Raw genomic sequence first — 17,724 nt, forward strand, 5'->3', positions numbered from 1 at the left:
TCCGGGCGGGTCAGTCCTGGCGGAAGCGGTTGATGGACGGCAGATGGCGCTCGCGCAGCTCCGGATCGCGCACCCCCAGGCCCTCCTCCGGGGCCAGGCACAGCACGCCGACCTTTCCGGAGTGGCGGTTGCGGTGGACGTCCTGGGTGGCGGTGCCGACCGCCGCGAGCGGATAGACCTTGGAGAGCGTGGGGTGGACCATCCCCTTCTCGATCAGCCGGTTGGCCGCCCACGCCTCCCGGTAGTTGGCGAAGTGGGTGCCGATGATCCGCTTGAGCGCCATCCACAGATAGCGGTTGTCGTACTCATGGCGGAAGCCGGAGGTCGAGGCGCAGGTGACGATCGTGCCGCCGCGCCGCGCCACATACACACTGGCGCCGAACGTCTCCCGGCCGGGGTGCTCCACGACGATGTCCGGGTCCTCGCCGCCGGTCAGCTCGCGGATCCGGGACCCGAAGCGCTTCCACTCCCTGGGGTCGGGCGTGACCGGGTCCTTCCAGAAGCGATAGCCCTCCTCGGCCCGGTCGATGACCAGCTCGGCCCCCATGGAGCGGACGAGTTCGGCCTTGCGCCGCCCGGAGACCACACACACCGGGATCGCCCCGCCGTTGACGGCCAGTTGGGTCGCGTACGAGCCGAGTCCACCGGCCGCGCCCCAGATGAGGGTCACATCGCCCTGTTTCATCCGGGCGCCGTTGCGGGAGACGAGCTGCCGGTAGGCCGTGGAGTTGACCAGGCCGGAGGAGGCGGCCTCCTCCCAGGTGAGGTGGGCGGGCATCGGCATCAGCTGGTTGGCCTTGACCAGCGAGAGCTCGGCGAGCCCGCCGAAGTTGGTCTCGAAACCCCAGATGCGCTGCTCGGGGTCGAGCATGCTGTCGTCATGGCCGTCCGGGGAGCGCAGCTCGATGGACAGGCAGTGGGCCACCACCCGGTCGCCCGGCTTCCAGTGGCGCACCCCCGGCCCGGTGCGCAGCACCACACCGGCCAGATCGGAGCCGAGGACGTGGTAGGGCTGGTCGTGGCGGGCGGCTCCGGGGTCGTCGGTCCGCGCGTACCGCTCCAGGAAGCCGAAGGTCGGCAGCGGCTCGAAGATGGCGCTCCAGACGGTGTTGTAGTTGATCGCGCTGGCCATGACCGCGATCACCGCCTCGCCCGGGCCCGGTTCGGGGGTGGGCACCTCACGTATGTGGAGCGACTTCTGGGGATCCTTGTCCTTGGTGGCCATGCCCTCGAACATTTCGGATTCCTCTTTGAGGATCACCGCGCCCCGATAGGACTCGGGAACCTTCAAGGCGGCGAAATCCGCGGCCACCGCATCCTCTGCCAGCATGGCACTGATGATGTCCTGCACGACATGTCCTCCGATGTACCGCTCCGGGCACCCTGTGTCCCGGAGGCTATGGCAGCGGCCACGATCCGAATAACCCCTAGCTCCGCCCAGGTCCGGCCCCCTAGGCGCCCCCCTATACGGCCAGGGAGTGCAGACAGGCGATGAGTGTGCGGGCCTCGACGTTGACGTAATGGCTGTGGCGAATCAGGTCGAGCAGCTGACGCACCGCCATCCAGCGGTAGTGCGGCGGTTCCTCGGGAACGGCGCTCAGCTCCGTCTCCACGACGAGATAGCGGTTGAAGGCGTGGAAGAAGCGGCCGCCCTCCTCGGAGAGCACGGTGTCGAACCGCACCCGGTCGGCCGGCGCCTCCACCACGTCCTCGAGGAACGGCGGGGTGGCCCCCGCGGGCAGATGGGTGTAGTTGCGCGGGGTGCACTGCACGGTGGGGGCCAGCTCCACCACGTCCGTGTAGCCGGGTTCGGCGCGGGCCTGCACCAGCACATGCGGCACCTTGTCGGCGTAGGCCAGCAGAAAGGCCGCCACGCCCGGTCCATGGGGCTCGATCATGGGCTGGGTCCAGCCGCCCACCTCACGGCCGCCCGCCGTCACATCCACGGCCATCACGCTGAAGAAGCGCCCGCTCTCATGGGAGATCCGATGGGCGGTGCGGTGCCAGCCGTCCGCCTCCCGCAGCGGTATCCGTTCGGTGAACACCTCGCGCTCGGTGCGTAATCCGGTGATCCAGCTGAGGATGTCGGCGTCGCCATGGAGGGCGTGCCGCCCCGGCCCCGGCCACCCCGGCCCCACGGTCCCGTGCGGCCCGGCGGCCAGCGGCGCGGGGAAGGTGTCCGCCGGGTCCAGCGGGGAGTGCGGCAGACAGGCCAGGACGCTGCGCGCGTCCATGTTCACCAGGTCCTCCACGGCCAGCAGATGGTGCAGCTGGCCCAGCGTCAGCCAGCGGAACCCGTCGCGCACCTCGATGTCCTCGTCCTCCGCCACCTCGACCAGCATGTTGCGGTTGCGCTTGCGGAAGAACCAGCTGCCCTGCTCCGACTGGCGGACGTCGGCGAGCACCCGGTGCCGTTCGGTCCGCTGGAAATACTCCAGATACGGCACGGCCCGGCCCTTGTGCACCCGGGTGTAGTTGCTGCGGGTCGCCTGGACGGTGGGCGACAGCTGAAGCCCGCCGTGGTTGCCCGGCTCCATCTTGGCCTGCATCAGGAAGTGCGGTACGCCGTCGAAGTCCTTGACCAGGATGCCCAGGATGCCGATCTCCGGCTGGTGGAGGATCGGCTGGCGCCACTCCTCCACCGGCGCCCCGGGCATCCGCACCCGGATGCCCTCGACGGTGAAGAACCGGCCGGTCTCATGGACGAGGTTGTGGGTGTCCGGCGCGAAGTCCCAGCCGCGCATCGCCGTGAACGGAATGATCTCGACCCGGGACTCGTCGGCGTCGAGGCGCTCGCGGAACCAGCGCTGGAAGTCGGCGAGCAGGGTCACCGAGCTGTCGACGGTGGCGGCGGAGCGGACCAGCCGCTCCTGGAGGGTGCTCACCACGCCCATGCCTCCGGTCCGGGGCCGCCGTTGCCGATCGGCGGGAACAGCCTGTCCAGTTCGGCCAGCACCTCGTCGGACAGCGTCAGCTCCATGGCCTTGAAGGCCCCTTCCAGCTGGTCCAGGCTGCGCGGCCCGATGACCGGCGCGGTGATGCCGGGGCGCCCCATCACCCAGGCCAGCCCCACCTCGGCCGGGTCGGCGCCAAGCCCGTCGCACAGCTTCTCGTACGCGGCGACGGCGTCCCGGTGGACCTCCAGCGCCTGGGCCGCCCGGCCCTGGGCGGTCTTCATCGCGGTGCCCTCGGCCAGCTTGCGCAGCGCCCCGCTGAGCAGTCCGCCGTGCAGCGGGGACCAGGCGAGCACCCCGACCCCGTACCGCTGGGCGGCGGGGATCAGCTCCAGTTCGACATGGCGGGTGACGAGGTTGTAGACGCTCTGCTCGGAGACGATGCCGAGGAAGTGGCGGCGGGCGGCGGCCTCCTGGGCCTCGGCGATGTGCCAGCCGGCGAAGTTGGACGAGCCGATGTAGCGCACCTTGCCCTGCCGGGTCAGCGTCTCCATCGCCTGCCACACCTCCTCCCAGGGGGCGTGGCGGTCGATGTGGTGCATCTGGAACAGGTCGATCCAGTCGGTGCCCATCCGGCGCAGCGAGTCCTCGCAGGAGGCGATGATGTGCCGGGCGGACAGACCCGAGTCATTGGGCCGGTCGGTCATCGGGTTGAAGACCTTGGTGCCCAGCACGACCTTCTCGCGCCGGCCGCCTCCCCGGGCGAACCAGCCGCCGAGGAACTCCTCGGTGTAGCCCTTGTGCTTCTGCCAGCCGTACTGGTTGGCGGTGTCGATGAAGTTGACCCCGCGGTCCAGGGCGGTGTCCAGGATCGCGTGGCTCTCCTCGTCGCTCGCCCTGACCCCGAGGTTCAAGGTGCCCAGGCACAGTCGGCTCACCTTGAGGGCGGTGCGTCCGAGATAGGTGTACTGCATCAGAGTCCTTCGGTACGGGCCGCCGCGGCAGCCGGTCGGCTCGAGGTGGCGGAGGCGGCCCACAGGTCGTGGAGGGATTCCTTCAGGGCCACCTGCGGGGACCAGCCCATGAGCCGCCGGGCGAGGCCGATGTCGGCCTGGGTCCAGCTGCCGCCCTTGCTGTGCACGGCGCCGCTCTCCTCGCGCACCAGCCGCGCGGGGACCTGGGAGGCGGAGATCAGCAGCCAGGCCAGTTCGCGCATGCTGAAGGCGCCGCCCTGCCCGATGTTGACCACCCGGCCGGTCACCGGGCCGCTCGCGGCCAGCGCCACGGCCTCGGCGACATCGCGGACGTCGATGAAGTCGCGCCGGTCGTCCACCAGGGTGAGGGCGAGCGGGGCGTCCTCGGTGGTGTGGCGCAGCCGGTGGGCGAGTCCGCCCAGGAAGCTGCCCCGGGGGGTGCCGGGTCCGCAGACGTTGGTGACGCGCAGCACGCAGCCGTCGATACGGCCCGCGTCCGCCGCGCCCAGGACGATCCGGCTGCCGACCAGCTTGGTGCGGGCGTAGGGGGTGCGGGGGGCGGTGGGGTGGTCCTCGGCGATGGCCGTGCCGTCGGGGACGGGGCCGTATTCGTGCACCGAGCCCAGCTGCACCAGGCGCGGCCGCCCGGGAAGGGCCGCCGCGGCGTCCACCAGCCGGTCCACCAGCGGGATGTGGGAGGCCGTCATGTTCGCCTCGTCGCCCTGCCAGCTGTCGCCCGCGGCGTTGACGAGGAGATCGGCGGACTTCGCGGCCCGGACGATGTCCTCGGTCGGCGCGGATACCGCGTCAAGTTCCAGAAAAGCAACTCCAGGAATGGGCTCCGCGGGTTTTCTCGCCATTGCCAGGACTTCATATCCGCGCTTGGCGAGAGCCCGGCAGATATGTCGCCCGATGAATCCGGTGCCGCCGATGACAACGGCCTTCCGATCTCGGATGTGGGCCATATCGCCACCGTATTGGCGCCGCTTCGAGCGGAACAACCCCTACCCTCATCCACCCCTATCGGCCACCCCTATCACGGCGCCGACCTGCGATGTCATTCGAATAGATGTCGTTTATGGGCCTCGCTGACCGCTGCCGCGCGATCCTTCACCCCGAGTTTTTCGTAGACATGCAGCAGATGCGTCTTCACGGTCGCCTGACTGATGAACAAAGCCGCCGCGGCCTGTCGATTCGTGGCCCCGTCCGCGATAAGCCTGAGCACTTGGAGTTCACGGTCGCTCAGCGGTCCCTGAGTGGGTTTGCGGACCTGGCCGAGAACGCGTCCGGTGACCGCGGGCGAGAGGACGGACTGGCCCGAGGAGGCGGACCGCACGGCGCGGGTCAGCTCCTCGCGCGGGGTGTCCTTGAGGAGATAGCCGGTCGCCCCTGCGGCCAGGGCACCCATGACATCGCTGTCGGTGTCATAGGTGGTCAGAACCAGGATCCGGGCCTCCGGATCGCCGCGCAGCAGCCGTTTGATGGCCTCCACCCCGCCCATCCGGGGCATGCGCAGATCCATCAGGACCACATCGGCCGGCTGCCGCTCGTACAGTTCCACGGCCTCGGCACCGTCACCGGCCTCGCCGATCACCGTGAAGCCGGGGTCCCGCTCCAGCACCCCGCGCAGCCCGTCGCGCACCACGGGGTGGTCGTCCACGATGAGGATGCGGATGGGGCCGGGCCCGTCGCCACCGGGGATGTTTCCACCGGGAGTGTTCCCGCTGGGGATGTTCCCGCTGGGGGTGTTTCCACCGGAGGTGTTTCCGCTGGGGGTGTTTCCGCTCATGCACCGGCTTCCTGGGGGATGGCGGGGACGGCCGCGCTGATGGCGGTGCCCTCGCCACGGGCGCTTTCGATGTCCAACGTACCGGCCACCCGGCCCAGTCGGCGCCGCATCGCCACCAGCCCCAGACCGTCGCCACCCGAGGTGCCGGCCTCGGCCTCCGCGGCCGCGGGGTCGAATCCCGCGCCGTCGTCGAGTACGTCGAGGACGGCCACGTCCTCCATGTACGACAGGGTGATGCCCACCTTCGACGCCCTGGCGTGCTTGGCGATGTTGGCGAGTGCCTCCTGCGCCACCCGGTAGAGGGTGGCCTCCAGTTCGGCGTGGAGCGGGATGGCGGTCCCGGTCGTCGCGAACGCGACCGTGACATCCCGCTCCTGTGACCAGCCCTCGACCAGCGACTCCAGGGCATCGGGCAGCGTCCGGGACTCCAGCTGTTCGGGGTGGAGCGCCTGGACCGAGCGGCGCGCCTCGGCCAGGCTGTCCCGGGCCAGGTCCTTGGCGGCGCCGAGGTGACGGCGCCACACTTCGCGGTCGCCTTCGGCGTGTTCCGCGGCCTCCAGCTGCCGGATGATGCCGGCCAGCCCCTGGGCGAGGGTGTCATGGATCTCCCCCGCCATCCGCTGGCGCTCGTCGAGCACCCCGGCCTCGCGCGCCTGGGTGATCAGCTGGGCGTGGAGTCCGGCGTTCTCGGTGAGCGCCGACCGGAGTTCGGCCACGGTCCGCTTGCGCCGCTGGTGCTGTTCGTTCAGCCGGCTCGACAGCAGATTGATCCAGCCAATCACCACGGTCTGGAAGGCGATGGCGGCGATATAGCCGCCCACCGCGCCGGTCGTGGGCCGGGGGAAGCCGTCCGGCACGGTGTTGACGACGAACGAGGTGGCCGCCACGGACACCAGCGCCCAGACGGTCGGCAGCAGCACCAGCGCCTGGAGGAACCCGGTGGCGGCGAAGACCAGGAACACCTGGTCCCGCGCGATCAGCGCGGCGGAGAGGGCGATCAGCCCGGCGAAGTAGACGGCCGTGCGCGCCGTGCCGTACGGCTGCCGGCTGCGGCGGCCCGTCGGCAGGGTATAGGTGCCCAGGATCCAGACGGCGGCCACCGCCGCCAGGCCGAGCGTGGTGAGCAGCTGCCGGGCCGGTGGCAGGCCGTGGACCAGGCTCAGGACCGTGGACAGAAACAGCAGAAGGTAGGGCAGCCCTCCGAACAGGATGTCGGAGTGCCGCTCCCACCGTCCGCCGTCGTCCTTGGACGCGCTCACCTCACTCCCAGCGGAACAGCTTGGCCGCGGCGGCGGTGGCGGCCACCGCGATCACCCCGAGGACGGTCAGGTGCAGCGTCTGCGGCCACTGGTTCTCCCAGGAGTCGCGCAGCGCCTGGAGCGCGGCGCCCAGCGGGGTGTAGTCGCCGATGGTGGACACCGTCTCCGGCAGGTCCTCCTTGGGGAGGAACGCCCCGCCGAAGAAGAGGCTGGGGAAGAGCAGGGACAGGCCCATCGCGGTGGCCGACTTGCTGCTCGGCGCCACGGCCGCGATCACCAGGCCGATGGAGAACAGCGCCCAGGTGCCCAGGACGAAGCTCACCAGGAAGGCGGGGACGTCACCGGGCAGTTTGGTGTCGAAGGCGGTCCTGCCGACGATGAGCACCAGCACCGCGGAGACCGCCGCGGTGACCAGGTTGATGAAGAGCTGGGCGAGCAGCAGGTTCCCGGGGTGGATGGGGCTGGCGGCCATGCGCCGCAGGATGCCCTTCTCCCGGTAGGTGGCGAGGGTCGTGGGCAGCAGGTTGAGGGCCAGCATCGTCAGACACAGCGACATGGCCATCGCGGGGACGAACGCGGCCATCGACGCCTTGGTGGCGGCGTCGTCGTCGGACTTGGTGGTGACGAAGTGGAAGATGGCCAACAGCATGATCGGCAGCGCGATGACGAAGAACACCGCGGTGGGATCGCGCAGGAACAGCTTGCTCTCGACATAGGTGAGCTTGGTACGCCCGGACATGGCAGAAGTCTCCTCGGCGGCTTTAGTTGGCGGGCTTGGAGCCGGTCAGGGCGACGAAGGCGTCATCGAGACTCGCCTGCTCCAGGCGGAGTTCGTTCGCCACGATCTGATTGCGGGCCAGGACGGAGATCACCGCGTAGACCACATTGCCCTTGCCGACCACCGTCACCTGGGACTTGGACCGGGTCACACTGCTCACCTCGGGCAGTGAGGTGAGCAGTTCGTCGTCCATCGGAACGGACGGCTTGAAGCGGATGATCTGCTGCTCATCGACCCGGGACACCAGTCCGGACGGGGTGTCCAGGGCGACGACCCGGCCGGATTCGATGATGGCGATCCGGTCGCAGAGCCGCTCGGCCTCCTCCATGAAGTGGGTGACCAGCAGCACGGTCACATCCTGCTCCCGGACCTTCTCGATCAGCTTCCAGGTCTCGCGCCTGGCGTGCGGGTCCAGTGCGGTGGTCAGCTCGTCGAAGACGGCGATCCTGGGCTTGCCGACGAGGGCCAGCGCGATGGACAGCCGCTGCTGCTGTCCGCCGGACAGCGATCCGTAGGCCGCGTCGGCCTTGCCGGACAGACCCCACTCCTCGATGAGCTCGCGCCAGTCGACGGGGTCGCGATAGAAGGTGCTGTAGAGCTCGAGCGCCTCCCACACCTTCATCTTGGGCGGCAGTTCGCTCTGCTGGAGCTGGATCCCGATGGACTCGCGCAGCTCGGCGAGGTCCTTGTCCTTCAGCGGGTCCAGGCCCATCACGGAGATCTCGCCGCCGTCGCGTTTGCGCATTCCCTCGATGCACTCCACGGCGGTGGTCTTGCCCGCGCCGTTCGGCCCGAGGATGCCGAAGATCTCGCCCTCCTCCACGGAGAAGGACACGTCCTGTACCGCCACATGATTGCGGTATTCCTTGCGCAGGTTACTGACCTCGATCAGCGGCATCGGCCCGGGTCCTCCTCGCTCGGTTCCTTCACTCTTCCACCGTAGGAAGCGGATATCCCCCGCGGATCGGCCCATCGGCTGCCCACCGGGCTGATCCTCCCTCCACCGACCGGCTGAGCGGCCGCATCAACCGATCGGTGGATGGGGGCAGGCCGGGCCGGGTCAGCCGCGCCGGGGGTGCAGCGCCCGGCAGACCTCGTAGGACGGCAGCAGACCGGCCCGTTCGGCCTCGGCCAGACCGGGGGCGTTCCGGTCGCGCGCGGAGACCAGGTATTCCAGATCCTTGGGCCAGGGCAGGCCGAGCGCCGGGTCGAAGGGGTCGATCTCGTGCTCGGCGCCCGGGTTGTACTCCGCCGAGTTCAGATAGGCCGCCACCGTGTCGTCCCGCAGCGCGACGAACGCGTGGCCGAGGCCCTCCTCCAGATAGACCGCCCGGTACGAGACGGGGTCGAGACGCACACTGTCCCAGCGCCCGAAGGTGGGCGAGCCCACCCGCAAGTCGACCACCACATCGAGGAGTTCACCGCTGACGCAGGTCACCATCTTGGCCTGGCCCGGGGGGACGTCCGCGTAGTGCACCCCGCGGACGGTGCCGCGCCGGGAGACGCTGTGGTGGTTCTGGCCCAGGCGCAGCGGATGGCCGACGGCCGCGGCGAAGGCGGATTCGGTGTAGTGGGCGACGAACGCGCCGCGCTCGTCGCGGTGGACGTCCGGGCTGAACTCGTAGGCGCCGGGCACCGCCAGCTCGCGCACCTTCATCGGCCGTGCTCCGCGGTGAGTTCCTCGATCACCGGCACCACATCGTGCGGGGTGGGGGTGCGCTGGTTCTCCTCACGCAGCCGCTCGGCGGCCTCCCGGTACGAGGCGTCCTCCACCAGCCGTTCGACGCTCTCCCGCAGCACCTCGGCGGTCAGCTCGGAGGCGTGGACGACGAGTCCGGCACCGGCCTCGTGCAGGCTGGTCCCCTTGTTCCACCAGTCGGCGTAGCGGATGGTGGGGATGAGCTGCGGTACGCCGTTGACCAGCGCGGTGCCCCAGGAGCCGAAGCCGCCGTGGTGGATGAGGACCGAGGCGCCGGGCAGCAGGGCGTGCAGCGGGACGAAGTCGACGATACGGGTGTTGGCGGGAACCTTCTCCAGCGCCTCGACCTCCTCGGGCGGAAGCGCGGCCACCACGTCGATGTCCATGCTCCCGAGGGTGTTGATCATGTCGGCCACCGGCATGAAGGTGCCGCCCAGGGCCGCACGTGCGGAGACCCCGGAGGTCAGCACGACCCGCGGCCGCTCGGGGGCCTCGCGCAGCCAGTCCGGGATCTCGGAGGGGCCGTTGTGGGGCAGATAGCGGGCCGGGACCCGCCGGAGGGACAGCGGGAGCTGGAGGCTGGTCGGGATCTGGTCGATGGTCCACTGCCCGACCACGACCTCCTCGTCGAAGGTGTGGCCGTAGCGGCCGAGGATGCCGCCGAGCCAGTCGGCCATCGGGTCCTCGCGGCGCTCCTCGGGCTGCTCCGCGAGGCGGGCCAGGAACACCTCGCGCATCTTCGCGTAGATGTCGATGCACCACAGCAGCCGGGCGTGGGCGGCGCCCACGACCCGGGCGGCCACCGGGCCCGCATAGGTGACCGGGTCCCAGATGACCAGGTCGGGCTGCCAGTGGCGGGCGTAGTCGACCAGCTCGTGCACCATGCAGTCGTTGTAGGTCTGGTACGCGAACATCACGCTGACCTTGAACTTCATCAGCACCTGTTCCCAGGAGTGCCGATCGAGCTCCGGGGTGGACCAGTCGGAGAGCGGGTTCTCCAGCGAGTCGCGGTTCTCCGTCAGCATCTCGTGGAGATTGTGGTCCTTGCCGACCGGGACCGCCGTCAGACCGGTGCTCTTGATGGACGCGGTGAGCGCGGGGTTGCTGGCGACATGCACCTCATGGCCGGCCGCGGCCAGTGACCAGGCGAGCGGGACCATGGTGAACAGGTGCGATTGCTCGGACACCGTCGCGAAAAGGATACGCATCGTCGGTTTCTCTCTCAGTCGATGGGTCGTCGGGCGCGGGCGGTGGCCGCCCGCAGGGTGTCCGTGATGACTCCGGCCACCGCTGCCTTCTGCTCACCCAGGTAGAAGTGGCCGCCGGAGAAGACCTCCAGCCGGAAGGAGCCCGAGGTGTGTTCCCGCCAGCCCGCCGCTTCCCGGGCGGTGACGCGGATGTCGCTGTCGCCGGTGAGCCCCACGATGTCGCAGGCCAGCCGGGCGCCGGGCCGGTATTCATAGGTCTCGGCCGCCTTGTAGTCGCTGCGGATGGCCGGCAGGGCCAGCCGCAGCAGTTCGGTGTCGCCGAGGATCCGGGAGTCGGTCCCGCTGACCAGCTGGAGCTCGGCGATCAGCCCGGCGTCGTCGCGCCGGTGGATGCCCAGGCTCCGGTGGTGCGAGGGCGCGGGGCGGCCCGAGGCGAAGAACGCCACGGGCACGGTCCCCAGTTCCCCTTCGAGCAGTCTGGCCAGCTCGAACCCGACGCTCGCGCCCATGCTGTGGCCGAACAGCGCGATCGGCCGGTGTGCCGCCAGCGGCTTCAGCGCCTGGTAGATCTCGTGCGCCAGCTCGTGGATGTTCTCGATGGGCGCGTCATGGCGGCGGTCCTGCCGTCCCGGGTACTGGACGGCCAGCGCCTCCACCGTCGGGGGCAGCAGCTCGGAGATCGGGAAGTAGAAGCTGGCGGCTCCTCCCGCGTGCGGCAGGCAGACCAGGCCGACCTCGGCCTCCGGGCGCGGATGGAACCTGCGGAACCACAGGCTCTCATCGGTGGCGGGCAACGCCATGGTGGTAGTTCCTTCTCTGATGCGGGCAGGGCGCCTCGGCGGGATGTCCGGGCGGGTCAGGCGCCGTCGCGCTCCAGGCGCTCCAGCCAGTCCTCGATGGCCTGGGCGGTGGGGAGGGAGTGGTCCTCCATCATGGTGAAGTGGTTGCCGCGCACATCGACGATGTCGTGCGGCAGCTCCCAGAAGGACCGCCAGTCGGGCAGCTCCTCCAGCTTCAGCGATCCGGTGGACAGCGGCTCCAGCGCGCGCACCAGGAGGGTGGGCGTCTCGATCGGCTCGGGGTCCCAGCCGCCGAAGAGGTTGAGGTACCAGCCCATGGCCGACAGCCGGGCGTCGTCCATGGTGACGAACACGCCCTCGCGCTCGGTCATCCCGTCCATGAGCGAGAGCCCGAACTGGTTGAGGATGCTGCTCTTGGGCACATAGGTGTCCACCAGGACCACCGCGGTGGGCCGGATGCCCATCCGCTCCAGATGTCCCGCGGCGGCGTGGGCGAACCAGCCGCCCGCCGAGGAGCCCAGGAGCACGATCGGCTGCCCGTCCGCGGCCTTCGCCACCGCCTCGGCCTGGGCGGCGACCACCGCGTCCGCCGTCTCCGGAAGGGGCTCACCGCGGCCGAAGCCCGGCAGGGCGAGCGCCGACACATCGCACCGCCCGCGCAGCGAGGCCGCGAACCGCGCGTACTGGTGGATGCCCGCGACCGCCAGGCACGAGGAGAAGCAGAACATATGGTGCCCGGCCGGGCCCTTGCTGAGCCGGACCGGCATCGGCAGCTTCGCCAGCTCGGAGGGGCCGCTGAACCGGGGCCGCAGCGCCGCCGTGGCGTGCAGCAGGTCGAAGATCTCCTTCCATTTCCCGGTCTCGAACGCCTGGGTGTACAGCGCGCTCAGCGTGGAGGAATCATCCGCCGCGGTGGCCGCCGTGGCCGCGGTGGGCTGTTCGGACGGGGCCGGCTGCTTGGCCGCGGCCAGGTCGGAGCGGAGCCGGACGGCCAGATCGGTCGGCGTCTCATGGTCGAAGACGAGCGTGGCGGGAAGCCTGAGCCCGGTGGCCGCGTTCAGCCGGTTGCGCAGCTCCACCGCGGTGAGCGAGTCGAAGCCGGAGTCCACGAACTCATGGGCCGGGCCGATGGCGGAGGGGTCCGGGTGGCCGAGCACGGTGGCCACCTGGGTGCACACCAACTCCAGCAGTACGGCGTCCTGTTCGGCCTCGGACCGCCCGGCGAGCCGTTCCCGCAGCGCGGAGCCGCCGCCCGGCGAGCCGCCGCGCGTGTGCGCGCCCGCCCGGCGCGCCGGTGTCCGCACCAGTCCGCGCAGCAGCAGCGGCACCGAGCCGGAGCCGGCGTTCGCGCGCAGCGCCGCGAGGTCGATCCGCATCGGGATCAGCAAGGGAGTGTCCAGCGCGAGGGCGGTGTCGAGCAGTTCCATGCCCTGTTCGGAGGAGAGCGCGGCCACGCCGGAGCGGGCGGCCCCGGCCGTGTCCGCCGTACCGGTCAGCGCGCTGGTCCGCGCCCACAGCCCCCAGGCGAGGGAGTGGGCGGGCAGCCCACGCGCCCTGCGGGCCTGCGCGAAGGCGTCGAGGAAGCCGTTGGCGGCCGCGTAGTTGCCCTGTCCCGCGCCGCCGAGCACACCGGCGGCGGAGGAGAAGAGCACGAACGCGGCCAGATCCAGCTCCCGGGTGGCCTCGTCGAGATGGAGCGCGGCATCGACCTTGGGCCGCAGCACCGTGTCCATCCGCTCGGGGGTGAGCGAGGAGAGCACGCCGTCGTCCAGCACCCCGGCGGTGTGGAACACCCCGGTCAGCGGATGGTCGGCGGGCACCTGGGCCACCAGGGCGGCCACCGCGTCCCGGTCGGCGGTGTCACACGCCACCACGGCCACGGTCGCGCCGAGCGCGGTCAGCTCCTCGCGCAGCCGATCGGCCCCCTCGGCGGCCGGTCCCCGGCGGCTGGTCAGCAGCAGATGGCGGACGCCGTACCGGGTCACCAGGTGGCGGGCGAGCAGCCCGCCGAGCGTACCGGTGGCGCCGGTGATCAGAACGGTGCCCTCGGGGTCCAGCGCTCGTGTGGCGCCGGTCCCGCCCTGGGCGCGGGCGAGCCGAGGGGTGTGCGGCTGTCCGGCGCGCAGCGCGAGCTGCGGCTCCCCGGAGGGGAGGACCGCCGGGAGGGCGCGTACGGACTCCTCATGTGCGTCGAGGTCGACGAGGGTGAACCGGTCGGGGTTCTCCGACTGCGCCGAGCGCACCAGGCCCCAGACGGCGGCCCCCGGCAGATCGGTGATCTCGGCGCCGGGCTCGGTGGCCACCGCGCCCCGGGTGATGAACACCAGCCGGGAGTCGGCGAACCGCTCATCGGCCGACCAGCTCCGGGCCAGCTCGAGGGCGGTGCGCAGGGAGTCCCGTACGGCGTGGGCCGGTGCGCCGGGCCCGGCCTGGCAGCACACCAGGACCGCCGCGGGGGCGGCCGTACCGGCCTCGACGGCCGCGCCCAGCGACTCCAGGTCCACATACGACTCCAGGTGGACCCCGGCCGCGAAGAGGCTCTCGGTCACCTCGAGCCCGTCGTCGCCGACCAGCGCGGCCCGGGTCAGCGGGGTGGGCCGGTCGGAGCCGGTGAGAGCGGGCCAGTCGAGCTGGAACAGCGATTCGCTGCTCGCGGCGCGGGCGCCGCTGAGCTGGTCGCCGGCCATCTTCCGCAGCAGCAGCCCCTCGACGGTGGCCACCGGGCGGCCGGTCGGGTCGGCCACCGCGAGCGCCACGGTGTCCTCCCCGGCCGGGGAGATCCGCACCCGCACCTCGTCGGCCCCGGCGGCGTGCAGCGACACCCCGGTCCAAGAGAACGGCAGCCGCCCCTGGGCCGTCCCGGGGTCCTCCCCGGCGAAGAGGGTGCCGAGCGCTATGCCGTGCAAGGAGGCGTCGAGCAGGGCCGGGTGGATCCCGTACCCGGCGGCAGCCGACCGCTGCTCCTGGGCCAGCCGCACCTCGGCGAACACCTCGTCGCCGCGCAGCCAGGCGGCCCGCAGGCCCCGGAAGGCCGGGCCGTAGCCGAAGCCGCCCGCCGCGTACCGCTCGTACATGTCGCTGACGTCGAGTTCGGTGGCGTCCGCCGGAGGCCACGCGGTCAGCTCCGCGGGAGTGGCGGATGCGGCGGTGGCGGATGCGGCGGTGGCGAGCGTACCGGTGGCGTGCGGGGTCCATGGCTCGCCGAACCCGGCGCCCTCGGGACGGGAGTGGACGTTCAGCGGGCGCCGCCCGCTCTCGTCGGGTTCGCCGACGGTCACCCGGAGGGTGAGCGCGCCACGGGCGGGGAGGATCAGCGGCGCCTGGAGGGTCAGCTCCTCGACGTGGTCGCAGCCGACCTGGTCACCGGCCTGGACGGCCAGTTCCAGGAAGGCGGTGCCGGGGAAGAGGACCGTACCGGAGACGGCGTGGTCGGCCAGCCAGGGCTGGGTGGCCAGGGACAGCCGTCCGGTGAGCACCAGGCCGTCGGTGTCGGCGAGTTCGACGGCGGCGCCCAGCAGCGGATGCCCGGCCGCGCCAAGACCCGCCGAGGTCACATCGCCCGCCCGGTCGGGGCCGTCCAGCCAGTGGCGCTGCCGCTGGAAGGCGTACGTGGGCAGCTCCACCCGGCGGGCGCCACGGCCCGCGAACACCATCTCCCAGTCCACCGCGCCGCCATGGGCGTGCACCCGGCCGACCCCGGTCAGCAGCGCTTCGGCCTCGTCGCGGTCCTTGTGCAGCAGGGCGATGAAGGCGGCGGCATCGGCGTCGGCGACGCACTCCTGGCCCATCACGGACAGCACACCGGCCGGGCCGACCTCCACATAGCGGGTCACGCCCCGGTCCTCGAGGAACCGCATCCCGTCCTGGAAACGCACCGGCTGCCGCACATGGCGCAGCCAGTACTCGGGCGAGCACAGCTCCTCCGCCACCGCCTCGCCGGTCACATTGGACACCACCGCGATCCGGGGGGCGGCGTAGGACAGCTCCCCGGCGACCTTGGCGAACTCCTCCAGCATGGGCTCCATCAGCGGCGAGTGGGCGGCGATGCCGACCCGCAGCCGCCTGCTCTTGACGCCGACCGCTTCCGCGATCCGCAGAACGGCCGTCTCCTCGCCGGAAATCACCGTGGCGGCCGGGCCGTTGACCGCGCCGAGGGCCACCTGGTCCTCGCGGCCCTCCAGATGGGGCAGCACCCCGGCCTCGCCGGTCTGGAGCGAGACCATCGCGCCTCCGGCGGGCAGCGAGTCCATCAGCCGTCCCCGGGCCGCGACCAGCGCACAGGCGTCCGCCAGCGAGAACACCCCCGCCACATGCGCCGCCGCCAGCTCGCCCACCGAGTGGCCGACCAGGAAGTCCGCGGTCACACCCCAGGATTCCAGCAGCCGGTACAGCGCCACCTCGACGGCGAAGAGAGCGGTCTGGGTGTAGACGGTCCGGTCGAGCAGTTCGGCGTCCTCGCCGAAGACCACATCGCGCACCCCGTGCTCGAGATGGCCGTCCAGGTGGCGGTCGAGTTCGGCGCACACGGCGTCGAACGCGGTGGCGAAGACCGGGAAGGCGGTGTGCAGACCACGTCCCATGCCGAGCCGCTGGGCGCCCTGCCCGGTGAACAGGAACGCCGTCCGGCCCGCACCGGCCACCGCGCCGGAGGTGGCGCCGGAGGCCAACTGGTCGAGTCCGCCCAGCAGTTCGGCACGGTTCGACCCCACGACCACCGCACGGTGGGGGAAGGCGGAGCGGGTGAGCGCCAGCGAATAGCCGATGTCCACCGGGGACGGGCCGGGCTCGCCCGCCACATACGACCGCAGCCGCGCGGCCTGAGCCCGCAGGGCCTCCTCGGTCCGACCCGACAGCGGCCATGGCACCAGGTCGCACCCGGCGGCGGGCCCGGTGTCCGCGGCGTCCTCGTCCGCGGGGTCCTCGGCGGGGGCCTGCTCCAGGATCACATGGGCGTTGGTGCCGCTGAAGCCGAAGGCGGACACCGCGGCGCGGCGCGGGCGCTCGGTGTCCGGCTCGGGCCACGGCCGGGCCTCCGTCAGCAGCCGCACCGCGCCCGACTCCCAGTCGACATTGGCGGTCGGCTCCTCGGCGTGCAGGGTCCTGGGCAGTACGCCGTGGCGCAGCGCAAGCACCGTCTTGATGACCCCGCCGACGCCCGCGGCGGCCTGGGTGTGGCCGATGTTGGACTTCAGCGAGCCGAGCCACAGCGGCCGGTCCACGGGGCGGTCCTGGCCGTAGGTGGCCAGCAGCGCGCCCGCCTCGATGGGGTCGCCGAGCGGAGTGCCGGTGCCGTGTGCCTCGACCGCGTCCACATCGGCCGGGGTGAGCCCGGCGTCCGTCAGCGCCTGCCGGATGACGCGCTGCTGGGAGGGGCCGTTGGGGGCCGTGAGCCCGCTGCTGGCGCCGTCCTGGTTGGTGGCGGAGCCGCGGACGACCGCGAGCACCCGGTGTCCGTTGGCCCGCGCGTCCGACAGCCGCTCCACGAGCAGCATGCCCACGCCCTCGCCCCAGCCGGTGCCGTCGGCGGACGCGGCGAACGCCTTGCAGCGGCCGTCGGAGGCGAGCCCGCGCTGTCGGCTGAAGTCCACGAAGGCCACTGGTGTGGACATCACCATCGACCCGCCGACGAGGGCCAGCGAGCACTCCTGCCTGCGCAGCGCCTGCGCGGCGAGGTGCAGGGCCACCAGCGAGGACGAGCAGGCGGTGTCCACGGTGACCGCGGGGCCTTCGAGACCGAAGGTGTAGGCGATACGGCCGGAGGCGATGCTGCCGGAGCCACCGCTGCCCACATAGCCCTCGACATCGTCGGGCACCTGGCGCAGCCGGGTGGCGTAGTCCTGGTACATCACCCCCGCGAAGACCCCGGTGCGGCTGCCGCGCAGCGTGGCCGGGTCGATCCCGGCGCGCTCCAGGGCCTCCCACGCGGTCTCCAGCAGCAGCCGCTGCTGCGGGTCCATGGCGAGGGCCTCGCGCGGGGAGATGCCGAAGAACGCGGGGTCGAAGTGGTCGGCGTCGGTGACGAAACCGCCTTCCCGCGCATAGCTCGTCCCCGGCTTGTCCGGGTCCGGGTCGTAGAGGGCGTCCAGGTCCCAGCCCCGGTCGGTGGGGAACCCGGTGACCGCGTCGCGGCCGTTCGCCACCAGTTCCCACAGGTCCTCCGGAGAGGCCACCCCACCGGGGTAGCGGCAGGCCATCCCGACGATGGCGATGGGCTCGTGGTCCTTGGCCTCGGCCTCCTGGAGGCGCTGGCGAGTGCGGTGCAGATCCGTGGTCACTCGCTTGAGGAAGTCGCGGAGCTTTGCCTCGCTCACCGTTTACCGCCC

At 71.5% G+C, this 17,724-nt stretch carries 12 protein-coding genes; all 12 read right to left on the minus strand.

Annotation, left to right across the window (positions count from 1 at the left end; translation table 11 throughout):
• Nucleotides 1–10: 10 nt before the first annotated feature.
• Complete coding sequence (gene ccrA / locus AB0E24_RS23185) at nucleotides 11–1,351, minus strand: crotonyl-CoA carboxylase/reductase (RefSeq protein ID WP_079259971.1); 1,341 nt, start codon at nucleotides 1,349–1,351, stop codon at nucleotides 11–13.
• 112 nt (nucleotides 1,352–1,463) lie between these two features.
• Complete coding sequence (locus AB0E24_RS23190; RefSeq protein ID WP_383137182.1) at nucleotides 1,464–2,894, minus strand: NDP-hexose 2,3-dehydratase family protein; 1,431 nt, start codon at nucleotides 2,892–2,894, stop codon at nucleotides 1,464–1,466.
• Nucleotides 2,882–3,868, minus strand: a complete 987-nt coding sequence (locus tag AB0E24_RS23195) for an aldo/keto reductase (RefSeq protein WP_069860796.1) — start codon at nucleotides 3,866–3,868, stop codon at nucleotides 2,882–2,884. The genes AB0E24_RS23190 and AB0E24_RS23195 overlap by 13 nt, the downstream gene beginning before the upstream one ends.
• Entirely contained in the window at nucleotides 3,868–4,833 is a 966-nt protein-coding gene (locus tag AB0E24_RS23200) for an NAD-dependent epimerase/dehydratase family protein (RefSeq protein WP_093702602.1), read from the minus strand. Before AB0E24_RS23200 ends, AB0E24_RS23195 begins: the two co-directional genes overlap by 1 nt.
• 92 nt (nucleotides 4,834–4,925) lie before the next feature.
• On the minus strand, nucleotides 4,926–5,657 hold the full coding sequence (locus AB0E24_RS23205; RefSeq protein WP_231981171.1) for a response regulator: 732 nt from the start codon (nucleotides 5,655–5,657) through the stop codon (nucleotides 4,926–4,928).
• Nucleotides 5,654–6,916 carry a sensor histidine kinase gene (locus AB0E24_RS23210; protein WP_079259968.1) on the minus strand — a complete coding sequence of 421 codons (1,263 nt, stop codon included), beginning with the start codon at nucleotides 6,914–6,916 and terminating at the stop codon, nucleotides 5,654–5,656. The genes AB0E24_RS23205 and AB0E24_RS23210 overlap by 4 nt, the downstream gene beginning before the upstream one ends.
• Nucleotide 6,917: 1 nt before the next feature.
• Nucleotides 6,918–7,655 carry an ABC transporter permease gene (locus tag AB0E24_RS23215; RefSeq protein ID WP_069860451.1) on the minus strand — a complete coding sequence of 246 codons (738 nt, stop codon included), beginning with the start codon at nucleotides 7,653–7,655 and terminating at the stop codon, nucleotides 6,918–6,920.
• A gap of 22 nt (nucleotides 7,656–7,677) precedes the next feature.
• Complete coding sequence (locus AB0E24_RS23220) at nucleotides 7,678–8,592, minus strand: ABC transporter ATP-binding protein (protein ID WP_069860450.1); 915 nt, start codon at nucleotides 8,590–8,592, stop codon at nucleotides 7,678–7,680.
• A gap of 162 nt (nucleotides 8,593–8,754) precedes the next feature.
• Nucleotides 8,755–9,351, minus strand: coding sequence for a dTDP-4-dehydrorhamnose 3,5-epimerase family protein (locus AB0E24_RS23225; protein WP_251770965.1), 597 nt, complete (start codon nucleotides 9,349–9,351; stop codon nucleotides 8,755–8,757).
• Nucleotides 9,348–10,580, minus strand: a complete 1,233-nt coding sequence (locus AB0E24_RS23230; RefSeq protein WP_359379539.1) for an activator-dependent family glycosyltransferase — start codon at nucleotides 10,578–10,580, stop codon at nucleotides 9,348–9,350. The genes AB0E24_RS23225 and AB0E24_RS23230 overlap by 4 nt, the downstream gene beginning before the upstream one ends.
• Nucleotides 10,581–10,615: 35 nt before the next feature.
• Entirely contained in the window at nucleotides 10,616–11,401 is a 786-nt protein-coding gene (locus tag AB0E24_RS23235; protein WP_359379542.1) for a thioesterase II family protein, read from the minus strand.
• Nucleotides 11,402–11,457: 56 nt separating this feature from the next.
• On the minus strand, nucleotides 11,458–17,712 hold the full coding sequence (locus tag AB0E24_RS23240; RefSeq protein WP_359379544.1) for a type I polyketide synthase: 6,255 nt from the start codon (nucleotides 17,710–17,712) through the stop codon (nucleotides 11,458–11,460).
• Between the last annotated feature and the right edge of the window lie 12 nt (nucleotides 17,713–17,724).

The organism is Streptomyces malaysiensis subsp. malaysiensis, from assembly GCF_040653035.1.
Taxonomy (GTDB): domain Bacteria; phylum Actinomycetota; class Actinomycetes; order Streptomycetales; family Streptomycetaceae; genus Streptomyces; species Streptomyces malaysiensis.

Excerpts from the sequence above, each read along its gene's own strand:
- AB0E24_RS23190 (WP_383137182.1), bottom strand. The coding sequence starts at position 2,894 with ATGGGCGTGGTGAGCACCCTCCAGGAGCGGCTGGTCCGCTCCGCCGCC.
- AB0E24_RS23195 (WP_069860796.1), bottom strand. The coding sequence starts at position 3,868 with ATGCAGTACACCTATCTCGGACGCACCGCCCTCAAGGTGAGCCGACTG.
- AB0E24_RS23200 (WP_093702602.1), bottom strand. The coding sequence starts at position 4,833 with ATGGCCCACATCCGAGATCGGAAGGCCGTTGTCATCGGCGGCACCGGA.
- AB0E24_RS23205 (WP_231981171.1), bottom strand. The coding sequence starts at position 5,657 with ATGAGCGGAAACACCCCCAGCGGAAACACCTCCGGTGGAAACACCCCC.
- AB0E24_RS23215 (WP_069860451.1), bottom strand. The coding sequence starts at position 7,655 with ATGTCCGGGCGTACCAAGCTCACCTATGTCGAGAGCAAGCTGTTCCTG.
- AB0E24_RS23220 (WP_069860450.1), bottom strand. The coding sequence starts at position 8,592 with ATGCCGCTGATCGAGGTCAGTAACCTGCGCAAGGAATACCGCAATCAT.
- AB0E24_RS23225 (WP_251770965.1), bottom strand. The coding sequence starts at position 9,351 with ATGAAGGTGCGCGAGCTGGCGGTGCCCGGCGCCTACGAGTTCAGCCCG.
- AB0E24_RS23235 (WP_359379542.1), bottom strand. The coding sequence starts at position 11,401 with ATGGCGTTGCCCGCCACCGATGAGAGCCTGTGGTTCCGCAGGTTCCAT.